The organism is Vibrio sp. MarTm2 (genome assembly GCF_027587055.1).
Lineage (GTDB): Bacteria > Pseudomonadota > Gammaproteobacteria > Enterobacterales > Vibrionaceae > Vibrio > Vibrio sinaloensis_D.
In genome coordinates this window covers 307,764-328,848 of record NZ_JAPPTK010000003.1, presented here as the reverse complement: position 1 = coordinate 328,848, position 21,085 = coordinate 307,764, and the positions used below count along the sequence as shown (strand labels likewise).

The 21,085-nt window shown below is 45.4% G+C and carries 23 protein-coding genes and 1 pseudogene; 10 read left to right on the top strand and 14 right to left on the bottom strand.

Features of this window, described 5'->3' with window-relative positions; translation table 11 throughout:
* Positions 1 to 34: 34 nt before the first annotated feature.
* From OH458_RS09080 to OH458_RS09070, 3 genes are all read left to right on the top strand, one after another.
* A complete protein-coding gene (locus tag OH458_RS09080) occupies positions 35 to 886 on the top strand; it encodes a helix-turn-helix domain-containing protein (RefSeq protein WP_269978076.1) in 852 nt (283 codons plus the stop codon).
* 86 nt (positions 887 to 972) lie between these two features.
* Positions 973 to 2,325 (top strand): MATE family efflux transporter, encoded by a 1,353-nt coding sequence (locus tag OH458_RS09075; RefSeq protein ID WP_269978075.1) that lies wholly within the window; start codon positions 973 to 975, stop codon positions 2,323 to 2,325.
* Between the two features lie 66 nt (positions 2,326 to 2,391).
* Entirely contained in the window at positions 2,392 to 2,658 is a 267-nt protein-coding gene (locus OH458_RS09070; RefSeq protein WP_004746427.1) for a DUF2999 family protein, read from the top strand.
* A gap of 111 nt (positions 2,659 to 2,769) precedes the next feature.
* On the opposite strand, the gene OH458_RS09065 is transcribed toward OH458_RS09070, so the two are convergent.
* Both OH458_RS09065 and OH458_RS09060 read right to left on the bottom strand, forming a co-directional pair.
* Positions 2,770 to 3,357 (bottom strand): GNAT family N-acetyltransferase, encoded by a 588-nt coding sequence (locus OH458_RS09065; RefSeq protein WP_269978074.1) that lies wholly within the window; start codon positions 3,355 to 3,357, stop codon positions 2,770 to 2,772.
* Positions 3,358 to 3,448: 91 nt separating this feature from the next.
* Positions 3,449 to 4,312 carry a helix-turn-helix domain-containing protein gene (locus OH458_RS09060; RefSeq protein WP_269978073.1) on the bottom strand — a complete coding sequence of 288 codons (864 nt, stop codon included), beginning with the start codon at positions 4,310 to 4,312 and terminating at the stop codon, positions 3,449 to 3,451.
* A gap of 184 nt (positions 4,313 to 4,496) precedes the next feature.
* Between OH458_RS09060 and OH458_RS09055 the strand changes: the two genes are divergently transcribed.
* The gene (locus OH458_RS09055; RefSeq protein ID WP_269978072.1) at positions 4,497 to 5,396 is read left to right on the top strand and encodes an AraC family transcriptional regulator; all 900 of its coding nucleotides are present in this window, start codon (positions 4,497 to 4,499) and stop codon (positions 5,394 to 5,396) included.
* 56 nt (positions 5,397 to 5,452) lie between these two features.
* On the opposite strand, the gene OH458_RS09050 is transcribed toward OH458_RS09055, so the two are convergent.
* Entirely contained in the window at positions 5,453 to 5,875 is a 423-nt protein-coding gene (locus tag OH458_RS09050; protein WP_005374640.1) for an organic hydroperoxide resistance protein, read from the bottom strand.
* A 137-nt stretch (positions 5,876 to 6,012) separates the two neighbouring features.
* Here OH458_RS09050 and OH458_RS09045 point away from each other — a divergent pair.
* The 3 genes and pseudogenes from OH458_RS09045 (at position 6,013) to ahpF (ending at position 9,065) form a co-directional block, all read left to right on the top strand.
* Positions 6,013 to 6,470, top strand: a pseudogene (locus OH458_RS09045) (MarR family winged helix-turn-helix transcriptional regulator).
* A 305-nt stretch (positions 6,471 to 6,775) separates the two neighbouring features.
* Positions 6,776 to 7,333 (top strand): alkyl hydroperoxide reductase subunit C, encoded by a 558-nt coding sequence (ahpC, locus tag OH458_RS09040; protein WP_005374632.1) that lies wholly within the window; start codon positions 6,776 to 6,778, stop codon positions 7,331 to 7,333.
* A gap of 163 nt (positions 7,334 to 7,496) precedes the next feature.
* Positions 7,497 to 9,065, top strand: coding sequence for an alkyl hydroperoxide reductase subunit F (ahpF, locus tag OH458_RS09035; protein WP_269978071.1), 1,569 nt, complete (start codon positions 7,497 to 7,499; stop codon positions 9,063 to 9,065).
* A 167-nt stretch (positions 9,066 to 9,232) separates the two neighbouring features.
* Here the strand turns inward: ahpF and OH458_RS09030 are convergent, their stop codons facing one another.
* The 11 genes from OH458_RS09030 to ectA all read right to left on the bottom strand — a co-directional run bounded on the left by OH458_RS09030 (position 9,233) and on the right by ectA (position 17,280).
* Complete coding sequence (locus OH458_RS09030) at positions 9,233 to 9,802, bottom strand: nucleotidyltransferase domain-containing protein (protein WP_443088503.1); 570 nt, start codon at positions 9,800 to 9,802, stop codon at positions 9,233 to 9,235.
* Positions 9,803 to 9,811: 9 nt separating this feature from the next.
* The gene (locus tag OH458_RS09025; protein ID WP_038212295.1) at positions 9,812 to 10,351 is read right to left on the bottom strand and encodes a GNAT family N-acetyltransferase; all 540 of its coding nucleotides are present in this window, start codon (positions 10,349 to 10,351) and stop codon (positions 9,812 to 9,814) included.
* A 58-nt stretch (positions 10,352 to 10,409) separates the two neighbouring features.
* The gene (locus tag OH458_RS09020; protein ID WP_269978069.1) at positions 10,410 to 10,733 is read right to left on the bottom strand and encodes a hypothetical protein; all 324 of its coding nucleotides are present in this window, start codon (positions 10,731 to 10,733) and stop codon (positions 10,410 to 10,412) included.
* A gap of 74 nt (positions 10,734 to 10,807) precedes the next feature.
* Entirely contained in the window at positions 10,808 to 11,206 is a 399-nt protein-coding gene (locus OH458_RS09015) for an NUDIX hydrolase (RefSeq protein ID WP_269978068.1), read from the bottom strand.
* Between the two features lie 105 nt (positions 11,207 to 11,311).
* Positions 11,312 to 11,635 carry a DUF4144 family protein gene (locus OH458_RS09010; protein WP_043886382.1) on the bottom strand — a complete coding sequence of 108 codons (324 nt, stop codon included), beginning with the start codon at positions 11,633 to 11,635 and terminating at the stop codon, positions 11,312 to 11,314.
* 135 nt (positions 11,636 to 11,770) lie between these two features.
* Positions 11,771 to 12,238 (bottom strand): Sbal_3080 family lipoprotein, encoded by a 468-nt coding sequence (locus OH458_RS09005; protein WP_269978067.1) that lies wholly within the window; start codon positions 12,236 to 12,238, stop codon positions 11,771 to 11,773.
* Positions 12,239 to 12,560: 322 nt separating this feature from the next.
* Positions 12,561 to 12,878 carry a hypothetical protein gene (locus OH458_RS09000; RefSeq protein WP_005469335.1) on the bottom strand — a complete coding sequence of 106 codons (318 nt, stop codon included), beginning with the start codon at positions 12,876 to 12,878 and terminating at the stop codon, positions 12,561 to 12,563.
* Between the two features lie 657 nt (positions 12,879 to 13,535).
* The gene (locus tag OH458_RS08995; RefSeq protein WP_269978066.1) at positions 13,536 to 14,960 is read right to left on the bottom strand and encodes an aspartate kinase; all 1,425 of its coding nucleotides are present in this window, start codon (positions 14,958 to 14,960) and stop codon (positions 13,536 to 13,538) included.
* A 71-nt stretch (positions 14,961 to 15,031) separates the two neighbouring features.
* Complete coding sequence (locus OH458_RS08990; RefSeq protein WP_269978065.1) at positions 15,032 to 15,418, bottom strand: ectoine synthase; 387 nt, start codon at positions 15,416 to 15,418, stop codon at positions 15,032 to 15,034.
* Between the two features lie 14 nt (positions 15,419 to 15,432).
* The gene (gene ectB / locus OH458_RS08985) at positions 15,433 to 16,701 is read right to left on the bottom strand and encodes a diaminobutyrate--2-oxoglutarate transaminase (RefSeq protein ID WP_269978064.1); all 1,269 of its coding nucleotides are present in this window, start codon (positions 16,699 to 16,701) and stop codon (positions 15,433 to 15,435) included.
* 15 nt (positions 16,702 to 16,716) lie between these two features.
* Complete coding sequence (gene ectA / locus OH458_RS08980) at positions 16,717 to 17,280, bottom strand: diaminobutyrate acetyltransferase (RefSeq protein WP_269978063.1); 564 nt, start codon at positions 17,278 to 17,280, stop codon at positions 16,717 to 16,719.
* Between the two features lie 442 nt (positions 17,281 to 17,722).
* On the opposite strand from ectA, the gene proV reads away from it, so the two are divergent.
* The 3 genes from proV to proX are packed head-to-tail and all read left to right on the top strand — an operon-like array spanning position 17,723 to position 21,001.
* Positions 17,723 to 18,910 carry a glycine betaine/L-proline ABC transporter ATP-binding protein ProV gene (gene proV / locus OH458_RS08975; RefSeq protein WP_269978062.1) on the top strand — a complete coding sequence of 396 codons (1,188 nt, stop codon included), beginning with the start codon at positions 17,723 to 17,725 and terminating at the stop codon, positions 18,908 to 18,910.
* A 4-nt stretch (positions 18,911 to 18,914) separates the two neighbouring features.
* Positions 18,915 to 19,997 carry a glycine betaine/L-proline ABC transporter permease ProW gene (proW, locus tag OH458_RS08970; RefSeq protein ID WP_269978061.1) on the top strand — a complete coding sequence of 361 codons (1,083 nt, stop codon included), beginning with the start codon at positions 18,915 to 18,917 and terminating at the stop codon, positions 19,995 to 19,997.
* The gene (gene proX, locus OH458_RS08965; protein WP_269978060.1) at positions 19,994 to 21,001 is read left to right on the top strand and encodes a glycine betaine/L-proline ABC transporter substrate-binding protein ProX; all 1,008 of its coding nucleotides are present in this window, start codon (positions 19,994 to 19,996) and stop codon (positions 20,999 to 21,001) included. The genes proW and proX overlap by 4 nt, the downstream gene beginning before the upstream one ends.
* Positions 21,002 to 21,085 lie beyond the last annotated feature (84 nt).

The window sequence follows — 21,085 nt, the reverse complement described above, 5'->3', positions numbered from 1 at the left end:
TAAAGCCATTATCTCCACGAACGGTTGAAACTTCATGAGCAACATCACTCTGCCTATTCCAAAATTACAGCTCATTTTAGGAGAGCCGTTCAGAGCGCTCGAGTTTTCAGGCATCCAAGAAGCGCCGTTTATCGAGCCGCATCGTCACGAGTACTGGGAAATCGTGTGGTGTTTGGATAATAGCGGAACGCAGAGCATCGATTTCATCGAATACCAAAACCGCCTCGGCCGTTTATTTACCATTTCACCGGGGCAGGTTCACCATTCTGAGTTTATGGGCAAAAGCGTTCGCATGTTGATCTTCAGCCCCGGCTTCGCTGAAACTAATCCACGCAGCACGCAACTGGTGAATACCGTATTTTCTACGATTGATCGTCCACCGTACCTTGATTGCAACGAAGAGGGTTTTCCCTACCTAGAATCGATTTACACATTGCTCCAAGAAGAATGCGAACGAGAGGCGTGCGACTGGGATCTTGTAGAATCACTCCTCAACAGCTTTCTACGCTATGCATTGCGCTTTTCTAAAAAGCCATTCCAAAAAGGGGAGCAGAAAGATGCTCGCATTGTTCAATTGATCGAATTGATTGAACTGCATTATCGCGAACAAAAGAAATGCCAGTTCTACTCCGATGCCTTAGCGCTCACAAGCAAACGTCTAAACGAATTAGTGAAAGCCGACAGAGACAAGACGGTCACGCAACTGATTCATGACCGAATCATATTAGAAGCGAATCGAGAGCTGGTGTTTTCGACCAAAACCGTCAAGACCATAGCCTTTGAATTGGGCTTTGATGACCCTGCTTATTTCAGCCGTTTCTATCGAAATCAAAAGGGCGAAACGCCTGCAGAATTTCGCCACCGATGTTTAGATAGTACAACATAAAGGGCGGATAATCCCTTTTCGCCACGCTTGAATGTACTGATAATACCCGAACATAAATCCACCACATTCGGGTATTTTTCTAATCCATGGCTATCAATCTAAAAACTGATCCCATTTCAAAATCCTTTTATCAGTATCTATGGCCAGCGCTGACTGGAATGTTAATAAAATCCTTGTTCATAATGGGCGATACACTCATCGTTGGGATGGGCATCGGCTCCGAGGGAGTCGGAGCAATGGCATTAATTGTTGCGCCATTCTCCATTTTTACCGCCATTGCAATGATGGTTGGAATTGGTGGCGCCGCTAAAATGTCGATAGAAATTGGCAAAGGAAAATCCAGAGCCAGCCAAATCTGGTTTAGTCAATCAATCTTGCTCACAGCGCTGCTTTCGAGCATAACGGTTGGAGTTGGCATAGTCTGGCTAGATGAAATCATTGCATCAATTGGAGCCACAGGCTCTATAGCGAAACATGCTCACGATTATATGTCTGCAATACTACCTTTTTTCGTCGTCTACTCACTCGCTTGGGTTTTATCCTGCTTTGTACGCAACGATACAAACCCTAAACTGGCCACTTATGCCATGTCTTTTGGTGCGATAGCTAACCTAGCATGCGATTATTTTTTCATCATAAAAATGGACATGGGAATGGCAGGGGCAGCCTATGGAACGGCAGTAGCACAAACACTAATTGCATTAATTTTGATCACTCATCTCGCCAGAGAGAAAGGCACGTTGAGGCTTAATTTAAAAGGCATCGGATTAAGTAAAGCGAAAGAAATTTTAAGTATAGGTACACCGACTTTCTTTCTTGAACTCACATCAGCAATGACCATTATTTTGTTCAATTATGTCCTACTAAACCAGTTCGGTGAGGGCTACATTATCGCCTACGGTTTGACCACAAACGTTGGTATATTTGCCCTATTTGTCATGGTAGGCATCGCACAAGCATGTCAGCCAATCCTCAGCTTTAACCACGGCGCAGGGCGACCAGAGCGCATTGACGAGATTCTAAAATTGGGGATGAAAGCAGCTATGGGCAGCGGCACAGTCTTTCTTTTAGGTATCTGGCTGTCAGCGCCACTGATTGCCTCAGTTTACTTGGGTAACGCAAATAATTTGATCCCAATCGCCGCAAGCGCACTGACGTCCTACTTCTTCGGCGTCCCTTTGATGGGGTTAAACATGGTAATTGCCAACCTGTTCCAAGCCATTGCCAAGCCAAAACAAGCGACGCTCATCTCCTTATGCCGAGGATTTGTGTTTGTCGCGCTAGGTGTCTTGCTACTGCCTAATTTCTTCCCGCAAGACGGCATTTGGGCGAGCATTGTCTTTGCAGAAACACTCACCGCGGTGATCAGTTTGAGCATGTTATTCAACTACCGAAAACGCGCAGTCGAGCTAACAACTTCCGTGGCGAGAAGTTCCTAGTTCAACCAAGCTCAGCCAAATGATAAACTCGGGTTCTATTTCATTCTGTGATTAAAAGGAAATACGATGAACCCGATTATTGCGCTGCTAAAAGAGAACAACATCAGCGACGAACAAATCAACGAGATTTTTCAGACTCTGACGCAAAACCCTCTAGCGGCAATGGCAACAATCAGCCAACTAGGTTTGCCACAAGACAAGCTACAAATGCTGATGGCGCAAGTGATGCAAAACCCTGCGCTAATCAAAGAAGCCGTAGACGAGTTGGGATTGGATTTCTCAAAGGTTGAAGAAGCAAAAGAAAAGCTTCAAAGCCAAAACCAAGGCAACTAAGTCTTAGCCATTTAGCGCTGAATATAGAAAAGGCCGTTAACCCGAACATGTGGGTTAACGGTCTTTTTTGTTCGCTAATTTGTTGTTAGCTACTTTTTTGTTAGCTAATTATTAGCGATTTAAAAACGCGAATTGTCCTGCGGTCATACCGTAGTAAAGCTTGTCGTCAAAGCCTTGCTCTCGTTTGTAGTAGTCTTTCTGACGGCCTTCTTGAGTAAAACCATTTTTCTCTAACGTCTTGTAAGAACCAGCATTAGAAGCGTAGCAATCGGCACTGACTTTATGGGCGTTTAGCTCAGTAAATCCAATCTCGGTCATCATTTGGCAAGCGCGAGTCGCAACACCTTTGCCCCATGCACAAGTTGGTAACTGATAACCCACTTCGTAGTTGCCAGTTAAGAACATCACTGCGGTCACTGCACACATTCCCATGTACTGACCTTGTTGGTCACGAATCACGAACGTTGGGCTATCTGGCCAAACATCGTCTTTAATCGCTTGTGCCGTATTTTCAATAATAGGGCCAAAGAAGCCTTCATATAGGCTGTTGTCAGCAGGTGCGAAGAACAGATATTGATTGACCTTATCGTCGTTCAACATCTCGATAATATCTTGTAGATCAGAGCCTTGAATCATTTGGATAGTCAACGATTCGTTAAATGGGATGGCTTCGCCTTGTTTTAGTTTTTGATATGACATGTGTTACCTCGTTATCTGCTGAAAATAGTAGCCCAGCGGATAAGAGAAAAATTGGATTTTTGCGACAACTTTCGGGCTGATTAGCAATGTATTACGACTCAAAGTCGCCATAGATATCGATGGTTAAGTCACGCTTTTTCAAGTATTTGCTTGGCGTTTTTCTTAGCTGCTGTTTGAGGGTACGAATCAAATGCGATTGGTCACTGAAACCAAATTGTTGGGAGAAACTCGCCCAATCAATCGCTTCTTGTTGCTTGTAGAGAGTCAAAATCATCTGCTCCAGACGTGCCATTTGTTGATACTGCTTAACGCTCAACCCCACCACCTGCTTGAAACTACGCTCAAGCGTTCTGCGAGAACAGACGCACTGTTTGGCTATCTCATCAATATCCATCGCTAACTCAGGTGAGCGTAGCGCCTGAGCATCCATCACGGACACCGCTTTTTGCGATGCCAAAAACGGTTTGCTGCGGCAAGGTTCGATATCTAACGCATCTAAATGTCGCTTGATATAGTCCAGCAAACATTGCGGTGAATCTTGCAACTCCAACTGCCATAGACCCAGCTGAAAGCGCTCATCAAACACCGTGTTGAGCCAATCAAACCATTCGCACTGGTTAATTGCAGCTACTTGGGATGCATCACTAAACCGTGATTCAATGGCATACAAACCCTCTGGGCGAAAGGTGATACCAATACGCTTGATTGGAGCTGTATCTTCCAACAACAGCAAGTGTTCGTTAGCCGTTAATAAGTGACAGCCTTTGCCAGCAAGCTTTGTGTCTCCCGTGTCGTAGCTGTAGCCTTGCTCTGATGGCGTAAAGAGTAAATGAGCACGCGGGTTTGGGATAAGGTGCGGCTTGGGGTCAATGACTTCACCCTCTGGCACTTCCAAGTACCAAATTTGATGAATGAGCCATTCGTACTCTGGCAGAGACTGTTTCCAAGCTATCATGATTGTCCTAGCGGTTAGTAAAGATAATGAGCGCAACGTTTTTGCTTAAACATCTGTTCGTTGAGTGTGACTGATTGACGCGCATCTCGCCACGCATTTCTCACCCTGATCCCTTGCAAGCTTGTTGGATTGCGGTAGGCTTTGAGCAGAGAATACAAGCTGAAAAGAACAAGGAAATACCACGATGCGCGTCGACTACCACCAACGACTGGTTCCTGTGATTCGTTATTTAGAACAACACTTTAATGAACCACTCAACCTACCAGAAGTGGCTGCGCTGGCGAACCTTTCCCCTTATCACTTTCATCGCACCTTCAAAGCCGTGCAAGGCGAGACATTGGCTGATTTCATTCGACGTTTACGTTTAGAAGCCGCCGCCGATGACTTATTCAAATCCAAGCAACCGGTATTAAACATTGCTCTAGAGTACGGATTTTCTAGCTCACAGAGCTTAGCCAAAGCCTTCAAACAACATTATGGCGTTACACCTACGGCCTTTCGCGACTGCGAAAACTATCAGCAGTTTTCTGAATTAGCACGAAACAGCAAGATTGGACACACGTTGCGCAAGAATGGAAACGAAGTAACACCAAGCGATTCATATACTGGCTCTGAACTCACCAAATGGAGCACGACAATGGAAACGCAAAACTTTGAAAAAGCAAAACTGGCTTACATTCGTGTAAACGGCCCTTACGGCCAAGGCTATGAAGAGCCATCAGGTCACCTGTATCACTGGGCAGGAATGAAAGGTTTGGCAGGCAATACCTGCATCTTCATCTACCATGACAACCCAGAAATTACACCAGACGAGAAGTGTCGCACTGATATCTGCTTGATGGTGCCAGAAGATACCGAAGTACCAAAAGGCATTGAGCTACAAGACTTCCCTGGCGGTCAATACGCGGTGATGCGCCAACAAATTACCGAATTCAGCCAATACCCTAAAGCATGGGATGACTTGATGAGCAAAGTCGTTGAGTCCGGCATTGAAAACGACTGTCGACCTTGCTTCGAACTTTATCATAGCTACGATCCACAAACGCATCATGCAGACGTCAGCTTCTGCACCGCCATCAAATAAACCAAAAGCCTGCGTACTTGCAGGCTTTCTTGTCTTTGTGCAGTGGTAAGAACCGCTTAAATTGCTTCGCCGTTTACCGTTACTGCCACATCAATGTTGCCACGAACTGCGTTTGAGTATGGGCAAACTTGATGTGCGATGCGCGTTAGTTCTAGCGCTTGTTCTTGTGGCATGTCTAGCTCTACCGCTAGGCTCACTGTTAGTGCAAAGCCGCCGTTATCGTTCGGACCAATGCCCACTTCCGCTGTTACGGGTGCGCTTTTCAGGTTTACTTTACCTTCACGTGCTACGTGCAGAATCGCGTTAGAAAAACACGCTGAATAGCCCGCTGCAAACAGCTGCTCTGGGTTAGTTGCTGCGCCTGTGCCGCCCATTTCCTTCGGGTATGACAGCTCTAGATCGAGAAGACCGTCATCTGTTTTTACTTGACCATTACGACCAGCCAAAGCGGTAGCTTGAGTTTTGTATAGAGTTGTCATGCTAGTGTCCTTCTTAATTTAAGTTGTGCACAATTTAATTGCTTGCAATCTTATATCAAAGTAAAGATAGTTTGCAACTATATTGTGCACAATTTATTTTATAACTCTCTTTCTCTGTAAGCAGGTAGGCAACACCAATGAGCCAGTGTTACACCGACAACACCATGACCGACGACGATAAACTCTTACTCGAAAACCAAGTTTGCTTCCCGCTCTACAGCGCAGCAAATGCAGTGATCCGAGCTTACCGCCCGTTGCTGGACGAGCTTGATCTGACTTATTCGCAGTACTTAGTGATGATGGTGCTGTGGGAGAAAGATGGTGCCAGTGTGAAAGAGTTGGGGTCACAACTGCATTTGGACTCAGGCACACTCACGCCGCTACTTAAACGCTTAGAAGCAAAAGGCTATGTAGAGCGTGGTCGCAGTGAAACCGATGAACGCGTTCGCGTACTCAACCTAACCGAGCAAGGTCGTGACCTAAAGAGCAAGCTAAGTCAGTGCCAAACGCCATGATGTGTAAAATCACCTTAGAGCTGGATGAAATGATCATGCTGAAGAAGTTGTGCGGCAAAGTGCTCGACAATCTGAGCTAACAAAATAGAAGCATCAGCGTACCCACTCCCTATTAGAAAGAGCCTGCCGAGATGCAGGCTCTTTCGATCTTATTCAGATCATCCACTTAAGGTCATCATCAGTATTCTCTATTGCTACTCTGCCTTCATCTTCAATAAAACCTATCAACGCAAACCTACTTACATCGGATTTCCCTATCAAGTGAAATAGGAATTGGCTATCAATAGGATAGATACAAGCGATTTTCCTTAGACACAATCCGATGAGAATATACTTTCCGAAAGCAAGAAACGGCTCAGCCTAATACATTCAGAGGAAAGTAAAAATGATTAACACTCAAATCAAACCATTTGCAGCAACAGCATACAAAAACGGCGAATTCGTTGAAGTAACTGAACAAGACGTTCTAGGTAAATGGGCAGTATTTTTCTTCTACCCAGCAGACTTCACGTTTGTATGTCCAACAGAACTGGGCGACCTTGCAGACCACTACGAAGAGCTACAAAAACGTGGCGTAGAAGTTTACTCAGTATCAACTGACACACACTTCACTCACAAAGCATGGCACGACAGCTCAGACACAATCGGCAAGATTCAGTACTACATGCTTGGCGACCAAACAGGCAACATCACAAACAACTTCGGTGTGATGCGTGAAGGTCAAGGTCTTGCAGACCGTGCAACGTTCCTAATCGACCCAGAAGGTACTATCCAAGCAATGGAAATCACTGCTGAAGGTATCGGTCGTGACGCAGAAGACCTACTACGCAAAGTAAAAGCAGCTCAGTACGTAGCAGCACACCCAGGCGAAGTTTGCCCAGCAAAATGGAAAGAAGGTGAAGAGACACTAGCGCCATCTCTAGACCTAGTTGGCAAAATCTAAGCCACTGATAGCACACGCTAAGCGCGCACTGAGTTCCTAGCTAGCTTAGCGTCTTAATTAGAGAGCATTCCAGGTTAGATACTTTGACGACCTTCGGCCTGGTTTGCTCTCCCCTCGCTCCAATTTTATCCAGAGTAACCATTTAAGTAAGGCATGATTCTCTATGTTAGACCAAGCGATCCAACAACAACTCAAACAATATCTGGCTAATGTAAAACAAGAAGTACGTTTAGTGGTTAGCCTAGATGAAAGCAAAGCATCAAACGACATTCTCTCTCTAGCGAATCAAATCGCAGAGATGAGCGACCTCATAACTGTTGAACGTGACGACAACGCAAGCGCACGTAAACCAGTGATGGCGGTAACTAACCCAGCTAAAGGCACAGCACTGCGCTTTGCAGGCTTGCCAATGGGTCACGAATTTACCTCTCTAGTATTGGCGCTGCTTCACTCTGGCGGTCACCCAATCAAACTAGAACCAGAAGTGATTGAGCAAATCGCAGCACTAGACAAAGATCTAGACGTAGAAATCTTCATTTCACTGTCGTGCCAAAACTGTCCGGACGTGGTTCAAGCGTTCAACATGATGGCGGCGATCAACCCGAAAGTAAAAGCAACCATGATCGACGGTGGTTTGTTCCAAGATGAAGTGAAGAAGCGCGACATCATGGCAGTACCAAGTGTATTCGTGAACGGTGAGCTATTTGGTCAAGGCCGTATGTCTCTAACTGAAATCCTCAACAAAGTGGATGACGGCGCGAGCGAGAAAGCGGCGAAAGCACTGAGCGAAAAAGACCCATACGACGTACTTGTTGTCGGCGGTGGCCCTGGTGGTAGCGCAGCGGCTCTATACGCTGCTCGTAAAGGTATTCGCACTGGCGTTGTTGCTAAACGCTTTGGTGGTCAGGTTATGGACACTATGGCAATTGAGAACTTCATTTCGGTAAAACGTACTGAAGGTCCAAAACTGGCCACTGACCTAGCAGAACACCTAAAAGAATACGATGTAGACGTCGTGACTGAGCAACAAGCTGAGAAGCTAATGGGCGCAGCACACACAGAAGATGGTTTGATTCACATCCAACTTGAAAGCGGCGCAACGCTGAAGAGTAAGAGTGTCATCCTTAGCCCTGGTGCACGCTGGCGTGAAATGAACGTTCCGGGTGAGCAAGAGTACCGCAACAAAGGCGTCGCGTACTGCCCACACTGTGACGGCCCGTTGTTCAAAGGCAAGAAAACCGCAGTTATCGGTGGTGGTAACTCAGGCATCGAAGCGGCTATCGACCTTGCTGGTATCGTAGAGCACGTAACGGTTCTTGAATTCGCAGACGTACTTCGCGCAGACCAAGTACTTATCGACAAAGCGAACTCACTACCAAATGTAGACATCATCACGATGGCGCAAACAACAGAAGTCGTGGGCGACGGTACTCGCGTAACAAGCTTGAAGTACAAAGACCGCAACACAGATGAAATCAAAGAGATTGAACTGTCAGGTATCTTTGTTCAAATCGGTCTAGTACCAAACACAGAATGGCTAAAAGATTCAGAAGTCGCCCTATCTGAGCGCGGCGAGATTGAAGTAGGTAGCCGTGGCGATACTAGCCTAGAAGGTGTGTTCGCCGCCGGTGACGCAACCACCGTTCCTTACAAACAGATCATCATTGCGATGGGTGAAGGTGCAAAAGCAAGCTTAGGCGCATTTGACTACCTAATCCGTCAGCAAGGTTAATTTTCGCAGAACAAGCGGTGAGGGTTTGAACAAAATCCATCGGGTCACCGTAGAATTCGACGAGAACAACTAAAATAAAAACTGGAAGCCCAAAGTATTGCCAGCAGGTATTCAACTGCTGGCTTTTTTGGTGTTTGGTAGGTGATATGCCTATCGAGACAGATTGGTTAGAACTTATCGACAAGTTTCTTTAAATGGCACTTTGCCAGTTCATGATTTCCACGACTCATCCACTTAATACAATCAAACAGCTCCCAAGTCAGCCCTTCATCACCGTTGGTATAGGCGGGAAAGTCCTCATGTTTTGGGGCGGGCGCATCCGTTACCCTCTGCTCGATGATGTCATTTTTGTCGAATAGCACTTTAAAAGGCTTTGAGATACAAAATGGTTCACTCACATCTAAGCAGTGGATTTCAGCACTGGTTAAGTCATTGAAAATGTATTTCTTAAAGTACGCATTGTCATTGTGAAAACCATCCAGCAGATAGAAGATTTCTTTATCACTCTCGAAAATGGAAAAGCACGAGTTTGCCGCTTTATGAAAGTCATTTTGAGTAAAAACGAGAATGTCAGCGTCCGAGACTCGATCGCCTTTCCCTGCCGCCAGCGAGCCTAGCAACACAGCGGCAACTACGTCATCTTCAGATATAAATGCCGCGCACGCTGATCGAACTAGCTCATTTTGCAAAGGTAGCGACTCTAAATTACGCTTTTCTAAACTCACAACGTCCTCCATTTGTTCTGGCTAATTTTTGACGAGCTTTGTCATTGCCGTCTCTGAGACCGACTGACCATCAATTCTATATTGATCTTTGAACTCACCGACAATATCGAACCCAGCTTTAAGGTACAGGTTCTTTGCGGGCGTGTTTGCTGACAAGACACAAAGGTCGAGCCAATCAATACCCGATTGTTGTTGGCAATACTCGACAACGGTACCAATGAGCTTTTGACCCAAGCCTTGTTTACGACACGTCGCGTCTACACCCATACCGAGTAACACTCTGTGGCAGCAGCTTGTATCCTCATGGTGGCGAAGATCAATATGACCTTTGATACTTCCGCACCTATCTTTCACTAGCCAAAGTTTTCGCCAACCCACCTCTCCAAGTTGATGGGAAAACCCTTGGACAAATTTATCTTTTGTTGAATCTGGTACGTCTTTTTGTTTTCGGGATATTGGCTGGAAAAGCGGATTTTTTCCGTTGCCGTTTTCAAACAACTGATTTCCAAGGTAAATAAAGAACGAATCTAAATCCGATTTTTCTGCTGCTACGACTTCCATCTCATACTCTGCATTTTATTAAGACTGTTGCTTGGACTTCTGGCGCTCAATTTTGCCGTCAAAGATCAAACTCGGAGTTGTACACTTTAAAGACATTGACCAAAGGCTCTTCCCAACCGAGGCACACACGAAGCTGATCAACAATAGGTTTCACTTGGTGCTTTGCCACGTTGATTTCCACCTTTAGCAGAGGGTAGTTTTCTACTGTACCTTGACCACCGAATACCGGCTGTGAGCCATCAAGAGCGCGGTGAGATCCCATCACCGAGCCGATGGCCCAGCAGTGGTCGTAGTTTCCGATTTTATCGACGCCTGACTCATGTAAAGTACTTAACACCCGGTCTTGTTGCTCTGGCGTACAGAAGATTTCTAGTTTATACATCTGGTATTTAGACTCCAAAATAGCGGTTCCCGCTAACGAGCGGAATTGCTATAAACTTTGCCTCAAATGGTTTGTCAGAACGAAAGGTATTGTCCAACTCTGAAAAACTCTGCGATCGCCAATCTGTCTGCATCAATACCCACAGGCGCTGACGATAATGGATACCAGTGCACGCTCTCGGCTTCTTGGGCTGAAATTTCTCCTGTCCAGCGGTCAACGACATAGTAATGGATTAATTGCAGCTCGCGTGTGGGATGATAAAGCGAACAAAGATGTTGGTAGGATTCAGGGCTCACATTCAACTCTTCGTCCATTTCACGGAACAAGGCTTGGCGTTGGTTTTCACCACCTTCCATATGACCGCCAGGAATGTTCACGATGCCTGCATCTGTTTCTCTGGTCTCGCTGCGTTTTTCGAGTAACACACGGTTATTGTCGATCAACATAAAAGATACGCATTCGTGCACTTTCATCAAATGTCCCTATTAGTGTTAACGCCCAACTAAGTCGTCCATACTACACCGACCAAGCGGAGCATTCATCTATAAACGCAGAGCATGAAACGCTGCGAATCACCCTTAAGCATCTCCTGACGAGATCGACTTAATGGCTTCGGCAATGGATAGGAACTGTATCTTGGTAAGGCACATTTCTGCTTTCGCAAACTCATGCTCTTGAACCAACTTGGTTACTTCCGACAAAGTAAGCATGACACCTTCAGGCTCAAACGCATAACTATCGCTTTCTACACAGACTGAGTAACACTGCCCGTGACTGTCAATGAGACGGTCTGAGCTATCCCAAATTAAACCTTCTAATTCAGTAACTAACTGATGGACGGAGTCCATATACAGAAGTTCTGAATCCCCATCTAACTTGAAAATACAAGGCCAAATAATCATTTTCTATCCTGCTAACGTAGAGTTATAGCCAACGCCATCACCTAATTGAACCATGGCGCCGACCGCATCAAACCCAACGATAGGACAAAAGTTCTAACGTTGGGAATTTGATTTTAGTTCCTTGCTAGACTGTAATTACATTTCACCAGACTTTATTTTTGCTTGCGCTTCTTCCGGTGTTGATAGCGAGAACAGCAGATCCATCATGGCCATTATACGTTTGCGGTCGTCTCCCCACTTATCGGGGTTTGAGTTGTTTGCTGCTTTGAACTCGACATTACCAACTTTCTGATCATTCTTATATGCTTTAATATTTGCATCGGCAATAAAAGTACTAAAATCCCAACTCCACCGCGATATATAAGTTAGAGTCAACTCCGGAGCTTCAGGTGGCGTTCCATCATTAACAACTTTACATCTGTGGGCATTATCAAGGCACCACTCCTGCATCGATTGTAAAAATATGTCTCGAGTAGCGTCGTCTCTTACGATTGTAATTTCTTTACTTTGCTTGTCTTGAGGAATCGGGTCTACCGTATATTTGGGTGCGGCACATGCTGCAAGTAAAAATGGAATAGCAACAATAGTAAGTTTCTTAAACATATAAACAGCCTCTTATATTTTATTTATGAAAGCACATATCAAGTCCGCACAGCAGAATAAGAATGCTATCTAAGGCAATAACGCGTGATACCTATATGCATCACGCCGTCTTTATATGCCTTTTAAATTAATAATCAATAGCTTATTCACCACTATGTGAGCTTAAATGGCTATATAGTTTTTACTGTTGTCGCCTGCGCAGAAGCCGAACGGAAGTCGTTATGGGTGAGTTTGCTCTCAAATGAAGCGAGAGATGAAATGAATAGGATGTTGCACGCAACTTGATACAAAAATGCCTGCAGAGTTGCAGGCATTTATTCAACTATAAACGATACTCTTTGAGTTCACCTTTATCAGTGATGGTGGCATTAGCGAGCTTGTTGCCATAGATATCTTTAAAACCTATATCGATGGAGTTGCTCGCGTGAACAATTTTCGTAATCAAGATTTCGCCTACATCATTGCTAAGAGTGAGGTAGTAATGCACATTGCGGCTGCAAGGAATCACTTTTTCTTTAAAGGTTTTACTGATGTAGTACATGGATTCGCTATTTAGCTCTACGCCATGCTTTTTAACGATATCCACTAAGCTGCCAACGATAGTGCCGACTTTTTTCAATTCACCGGTTAAAATCATCATTGCCTCCAATCTATTCTAGAGCCCAATCGCCCATCCAAAAACAAGCATGAATGCGCTTGAGCGCTGCGCTTGCTACTGCGATAAGAAATAGACAACTCTGAAATTGTGGCCACAGCAGCGAGAACATTCTGTTTATTCATATTTATATTGATAATTATGTTGTGTCCTCACCAAGCTATCTTGAGAGCATTTACCGAAAAAGTAATTTAAAGTTGCATTTTTACTCGGTATTTTCGAAGTGTTTACTCTAAATGATCAAATATCTTTAATTTTCAACCAGTAAGAAGGCCTCTTCTACTCCATTTATGGGGTAACCCCGTGAGCAAGCGAATTTAAATAACTCACTTACCATGATCTAGGTCAGACCTACAATTATTACTCACAGAAAAATAAAGTATTTATATTCAATGACTAGAGGAAATAAACCTAAGAATCGTTAAATCAAATTCAGGCTAGAAAGGTTGTCGGAATTAGGCAAAAAGTGCCGCTTATCAGACTTTGGTGAACTCAGGTGTTGAGGAAGCGGTTGAAATGGTACCACCCGCAATTTGAGGCGCGACGCATTGATGTGGATAGATTGAACAAGCCCCTCTGCCGCGTTAGTCGAAGCAGAGGGGCTATCTGTGTAATCTAGACTCAGTCATTTTGGAGTATTCGCTAGGCAACCTTAGTGGCGTTCGCTGGCTTGCTATCAAAAAATACACCGTGCAAGGCACAAATTGAGGATTGGTACTGGTTGTCATCAACAACAAACTGGACATTGACATTGCGCATTGATGAATGAACCGCGATCGGAGTAATGTCCCTGTCCATCAAAGCCAGTACGCCTTTTGCCAGTGCTTCATTCGTATCAAACTGCGAACCAATCGCAGAGATCAAGGCAACCATTCGGCCTTTGATGTTGGCCTGCGGGAATCGCTTCTCCGTTTTGTAGAGCACTTTATTTAACGCATCGGTACTGCCCGTTAAGTAGTAAGTCATGGAGTTGGCATTCATCTCTTTTCCGACTAATCGCACGCGAGTGTCTGTGATGATTTCCATCAAGTCATAGCTGACATTGTCCACGCACCCGACCATCGCTTGGTCAAATAAATGCAGCGCGAATACTTTCTCTTTCCCCGCGATGATCTCCACTTTATCCATCGTTGGACGAAACTCCCCCGAGATCAGGGTGCCAGGATGAAGAGGTTCGAACGTGTTTTTGATTTGTAACTCAATGCCGCTCTCTCTCAGACCCGCTGCTGCGTTCGGATGAATGGCTTCCATACCAAGGTTGGCAAGTTGATCGGCAACGTCGTAGTTTGTTTCTCCCAGAGGAAGCACTTTCTCAGACCCAACCACACGAGGATCCGCCGAACTGAGGTGGTACTCTTTGTGAATAATGGCTAAGTCGGCACACGTTAGCGACGCAATTCGGCTAAACGTCATTTCACTGTAGCCACGGTCATAGGTCGACATCAGTCCTTCTTTGCATGACGCGTATCCGGTCACGATCGGCAGCTCTTTGGTTGTGTCGATATCAGCAAAGGCTTTGAGAATGCAATCGTCCAAACTTGCTGGCACTTGCGTATCCCAACCGGATAAGTCGACAAATCGTGCATTGTAACCCATGTTTTTCAGCTTTAGCGCTGTGTTGTAGGCACTGTGCGCTTCACCAATGGAAGAGAGAAATTCTCGAACCTGAGGAAGATAGTGACGAAGTGAAAACTGTCCATACTGGCAGGTCTCTAATATATTCGAAATACACACTTTCGCTTCTGAAATCCGAGAGCGAATAAACTTATCCGCTCGCATGCGGTTCATTGGATCCGCAAAAATATTCTCGTTGGCGAGTAACATTCGCTGCTCAACGTAATCTAGTGCCTGTTGCCAGCTGTCATCTCGCTTAGCAACCAATTGATAAACGCCGGGTTTACTGGTTTTTTTGCATTCGAGTAAGGCATCAGTAATACCTGCGTAAGCCGATACGACAAACACTCGGTTGTACATTTCCTCTTCGCTATCTTTGATTAAAATATTATCTAGAACAGCATCGAATGCGGTCATGGAAGTACCGCCGATTTTCTCTACGGTATAAATCATGTTAAAGCCTTTTGTTTGGTTTTGAATTGGGTAGGTGGCTAGACGAAATCGCCTAGCCAGAGATCGTTTGTCTAGTCGATAAGTGGGTACACACCATTTTCATCGTGCGTCTCTTTACCGGTGATTGGCGGGTTAAACACACATGCCATCACCATCTCTTTATTCTCATAGGCGCGAAGATAGTGCTCATCATGCTTATCTAAAATATAGAGCGTTCCGGGTTTGATCGGATAAGTCTTACCACCCACCACTTCAATTTCGCCCTCACCACTCATGCAGTAAACAGACTCCAAATGGTTTTGATAGTGGATGTGTGTCTCGGTGTTTTCAAAAATGGTGGTGATATGAAATGAAAAGCCCATGTTGTCATCTTTCAACAACATGCGAACACTCTCCCACGTTTCGGACGCAACTCTGCGCTCGCTGTCTCGACATTCATCTAATGTACGTACAATCATCTTGCTTCCCCTAGTTACGACGCTTTTTTAAATTGTTTTTCAACGACAGATTCAACCGCGTTTTTAAAGATATCTAGACCTTGTTGCAGCTCAGACTCTGTGATGGTTAGCGGCGCAAAGAACTTCACCACTTCATCGTTGGGGCCCGCAGTTTCAATAACTAAGCCGTTATCAAAACAGTTCTTGACGATGTCGCTAGCCAACTCACCACTGCGACACTCAATCCCCATCATCATCCCGCGACCTTTGCGAGTGACGAACATCTCTGGGTAACGGAGCAACGTAGACTCAATCACCTCCGAAACCAGCAGTGAACAGTTCGAAATATGCTCCTCGAACGGTGCGCTGTCGGCCCAATACGCTTCAATTGCCTTGGTCGCCGTGACAAACGCATGGTTGTTGCCTCGGAATGTGCCGTTATGTTCTCCAGGATTCCAAATATCTAGCTCAGGTTTCATCAGAACAAGCGCCATTGGCGATCCATAGCCGCCAATGGATTTCGATAATGTCACCATATCCGGTTTGATACCTGAAGATTCAAAACTAAAGAAGGTTCCAGTTCGGCCGCAACCTGCTTGAATATCATCCACAATCAGTAAAATATCGTGCTTCGAACAAAGCTTGCTCAGTCTCTTTAACCAAGCGTCAGAAGCAACATTCAAGCCACCTTCACCTTGCACCGTTTCAACCAGTACGGCAGCAGGTTTGTCGATCCCCGCAGAATTGTCATTCAACATGGTTTCAAATAATTTCAGCCCATCAATGTCGGCATAACCCTCAAACGGAATGCGCGTTACATCGTTCAAGCTTGTTCCTGCGCCTTGGCGATGGTGCTGGTTTCCTGTTGCGGCAAGGGCTCCCGCGGTACACCCGTGAAAACCGTTAGTAAACGCAACAATAGAACTGCGACCTTTGGCTTTTCTCGCCAGTTTAAGCGCAGCTTCTACCGCGTTGGTTCCGGTAGGGCCTGTAAACTGGACTTTATAGTTCAGACCTCGTGGCTGAAATACATGCTTGTACAGCGCTTTCAAGAAGTCCGCTTTCGCAGCAGAGTGCATGTCTAGCCCGTGCGTAATACCGTCAGACTCAATGTAGTTGAGCAACGCCTGTTTAAAAATCGGGTTGTTATGGCCGTAGTTAAGAGACCCAGCACCAGCAAGAAAGTCCAGGTACTTTTCACCTGATTCCGTCTCTAGCCAGCACCCTTTTGCTTTAGTGAATACGACTGGGAAGCTGTTGCAGTAAGAACGTACTTGTGATTCTTGTTTGTCAAAAATATCCATGATTAGACCGTTTATCTATCCTGTGGTTTGAATGGGTTTTAGCGGGATACGATACAAATACTCCGTATCGTGCTTCCCTTTGAAGTGTGTTGTTTGGTCGAGAAATGTTGAAACACTGCCTTGCTGACCATTTTCTTTATCGATCTTTTTAAACAGCGCCCAAGAGGCACCATTTTCTTGCGTAATCGTGGTTTCAATGGCCGCTATATTTCGCAAAGCCTTTCTCGCGAACAGCGACTTAAGCATCTGATAAGCCAATCCTTTCCCGCGGTGATTGGGAGAAACCGCCACCTGCCAAATAAATAGCGTAGTGGGATCGTCAGGCTTGAGGTATCCAGAAACAAAACCTGACACCTCACCATCACAACGGGCAAGCAAACAAGTTTGGCTAAAGTGCGTTGATTGCAAAAAATTGCAGTAGGAAGAATTGGTGTCGAGTGGTGGACACTGGGCGATTAAGTTAAAAATTTCGTCGCCATCCTCTGCAGTCGGCTCTTCAAATGAACCATGAGAATGGGCTTGCTCATCAATTTCAGGGTAAGCAACCCAAGGTGCTGATACGATCATAGGAATGTGCATTTACTTCGAACTCTAAACAAACTTGCTATTTATTATCACGCAGAAAATGCCCCAAAAGGCAAATTTGACCTCAAAAAAGCCCTATTTATGTGATAAATATCACACAAAGCACCGAGTTAACCAAATTATCACTAATTTCGACATCTAATGTTTTGACCAGTAAATTTTAAAACTCAGCAGAATAGAACAAAATTAAAACCATAAACGACCGATTAAAATTTCATCTTTTATCCAAAAACAAAAAACCTTTAACAAAAACAAATAAAATCATTAAATATCAGCAACTTAACAATTAGCCAATACACAAAACAGAGAGTTAACGAGACGATAATCTTACTGCTCATCAAGAAAAAACCTCTCCAATCCGTTTGAAAGAGTTTAATTTTTTATTTAGAGTACAAAACATCGATGCAAACAGGCATCAAAACACAGGACAATGACTATGACTCCCATACTGGAAGTTAAGGGACTCTATAAGGTGTTTGGAGAGGACACCGAACGCGCTTTTTCCATGATGGACGCTGGCGCAGACAAAGAACAAGTATTCGCCAAAACGGGATTAACAATAGGTGTCAATGACGTCTCCCTCTCGATTAACGAAGGAGAGATTTTCGTTATCATGGGACTGTCTGGCTCAGGCAAATCCACACTAGTCCGCCTGCTTAACCGCCTTATCGAACCAACGAAAGGCAGCGTTTTGCTCAAAGGGCGAGACATCGCCACAATCTCAGCCGAAGAGCTCAGAACAGTTCGACGCAACAACATCTCCATGGTGTTTCAAAATTTTGCGTTAATGCCTCATATGACGGTGATAGAAAACGCTGCATTCGGGTTGGAGTTGGCCGGAATGGATCTGGAGACACGCCAAACATGCGCATCACAAGCCCTCGAAAGAGTCGGATTAGGCGCTTACAACGAATCCTTCCCTGATGAATTATCAGGCGGCATGAAACAGCGAGTTGGTCTCGCGCGGGCCTTAGCTTGCGATCCTGATATTCTCTTAATGGATGAGGCTTTTTCTGCACTCGACCCATTAATTCGAACCGAAATGCAAGACGAGCTCATTCGCCTACAAAACGATGACAAACGGACGATCGTGTTCATTTCCCATGACCTAGATGAAGCGATGCGTATTGGCGATCGCATTGCCATCATGCAAGACGGTGACGTCGTGCAAGTCGGTACACCGGATGAAATTCTTCATAAGCCAGCTAACGACTATGTGGCCGCTTTTTTCAGAGGGGTTAACATTTCGAGCGCGTTGACAGCCAAAGATATCGCGAAGAAAACCCCCGCTGCTGTGTTCAAGAAATCGGAACATGACGGCCCCGCCTCCGCATTGCAATTACTTACCGACAACGACCGTGAGTACGGCATCATCGTCGATAAAAGCAATCGTTACTCGGGAATTGTATCAATGGAATCCCTGCGCTTGGCATACAAAGAGAATCGCTCCCTATCAAGCGCGGAGCTTGATTCGACCATCACTCTCAGCCCGGAGGAACCCATCAATGACATCCTAGGTTCTGTGGCGCAAGCCCCTTATCCGGTCCCTGTCGTGGATGATTCAGGTACCTACTTCGGGATGATCAGTAAATCAAGATTGCTTCAAACTTTGGACAAGGAGTAGCACCATGTCATCAGAACAAGTTCAACATGACCCGTGGGCACAAAGCAGTGAAGCATCCACCAGCGATCCATGGGGATCAAGTCAAACCACAGCATCAGCAGACTGGCTAAGTAGCGAAACAGTCGAGCAAAAGCCTTTTGATATTCTAAATCCTTTTGAGGAATCAGTTTTACCACTGGACTCATGGGTGGAGTCAGGGCTCAACTGGCTGGTTGAACACGGGCGCCCACTCTTTCAAGCGATTCGAGTACCCATCGACTTTATTTTAACGTCATTTGAAACTGCATTAGTTTCTACACCTGCGCCAATCATGATTGTGATTCTGTTTCTGCTCGCATGGCAGTTTTCGAGTTTACGTCTTGGCGTTACGACCTTCCTATCACTGATTTTTATTGGCTTGATAGGTGCATGGTCTCAAGCCATGACAACCCTCGCTCTGGTGATGACATCGGTATTTTTCTGTTTGTTAATCGGCCTCCCTCTTGGTATCTGGCTAGCACGTAGTGACACCGCTGCCAAGTTTGTTCGCCCGATTCTTGATGCCATGCAGACGACCCCAGCCTTCGTTTACTTAGTTCCCATTGTGATGCTTTTTGGTATCGGAAATGTGCCTGGTGTAGTCGTGACAATCATATTCGCTTTACCGCCAGTGGTAAGGCTCACCATTCTTGGCATACAGCAAGTTCCAGAAGAGCTCATTGAAGCGGGACATGCTTTTGGTGCCAGTGACAAACAAATGCTTTACCGCATCCAATTACCTCTCGCACTGCCGACCATTATGGCCGGAGTGAACCAAACTTTAATGCTCTCTTTGTCGATGGTCGTCATCGCTTCGATGATCGCTGTGGGAGGGTTAGGTCAAATGGTTCTTCGAGGCATCGGACGTCTAGACATGGGCTTAGCTGCCGTCGGCGGACTAGGTATTGTTGTGTTGGCTATCTTATTGGATCGCATTACCCAAGAGCTCGGCCAAAACGTGGGAGATACCAAGACACGTTGGTATCAAGCAGGACCAATAGCCCTTGCTTTAAGTCTATTCAAGCAATCTAAACCTTCAAAAACATCATTTAAGGAGAACTACAAATGAGCGACTCATGGAAGAAAGCAATGGTAGTCAGTGCGTTGTCAACCATTGCCCTGTCTCATTCAGTAACGGCAAATACACTTCCGGGAGAAGGCGTTTCTGTCCAACCTGTCCAATCAACCGTGGCAGAAGAAACCTTTCAGACTTTGATTGTTAACCGTGCTCTTGAAGCCCTCGGTTACGATGTCAAAGACACTAAAGAAGTGGACTACAACGTAGCTTACACGTCGATTGCCAAAGGTGATGCAACGTTTCTTGCTGTCGGTTGGTTCCCGCTTCACGCAGACAAATACACTATGTCGGGTGGTGATGAGAAATTCTATCGTCAAGGTAACTATGTCAGTGGTGCCGCACAGGGCTACTTGATTGACAAGAAAACCGCCGACAAGTACGGCATCACCAATATTGGTCAACTAAAAGATCCAAAACTCGCCAAACTGTTTGATGCCAATGATGACGGTAAAGCGGACTTGACTGGATGTAACCCTGGCTGGGGTTGTGAAATGGTGATTGAAGAGCAGCTCAATGCCTTCGAGCTGAGAGATACTGTTGCACACAACCAAGGCAACTACGCAGCCATCATTGCTGACACCATTTCTCGTTACAAGAAAGGCGACCCTATCTTGTACTACACATGGACACCTTACTGGGTGAGTGGCGTACTTGTTCCTGGGAAAGATGTGGTCTGGTTAGAGGTACCTTTCTCTGCACTACCTGGTGAACGCAAAAATGTCGATACTACCCTTGCAAATGGCAAAAACTACGGCTTTGAAATGAACTCCATGCGCATTGTTGCCAATAAAGCGTTTGCTGAGAAAAACCCAGCCGCAGCAAAACTGTTTGAAGTTATCAAACTCAACATCAACGATGTTAGCGCGCAAAACATGATGATGAGCCAAGGCAAAAACAGCTCAGCTGACATTGAATCTCATGTAAATGGCTGGATTAAAGCAAACCAAGCCCAGTTCGATGCGTGGATCACTGAAGCTAAAAAAGCCGCTCTTTAGACGTCACATCCGTCCAAGATATAAGTGCCTGTCTCGGGCGCTTATATCACTTCGATTTACCCTCATAAATCTATGACTATACAA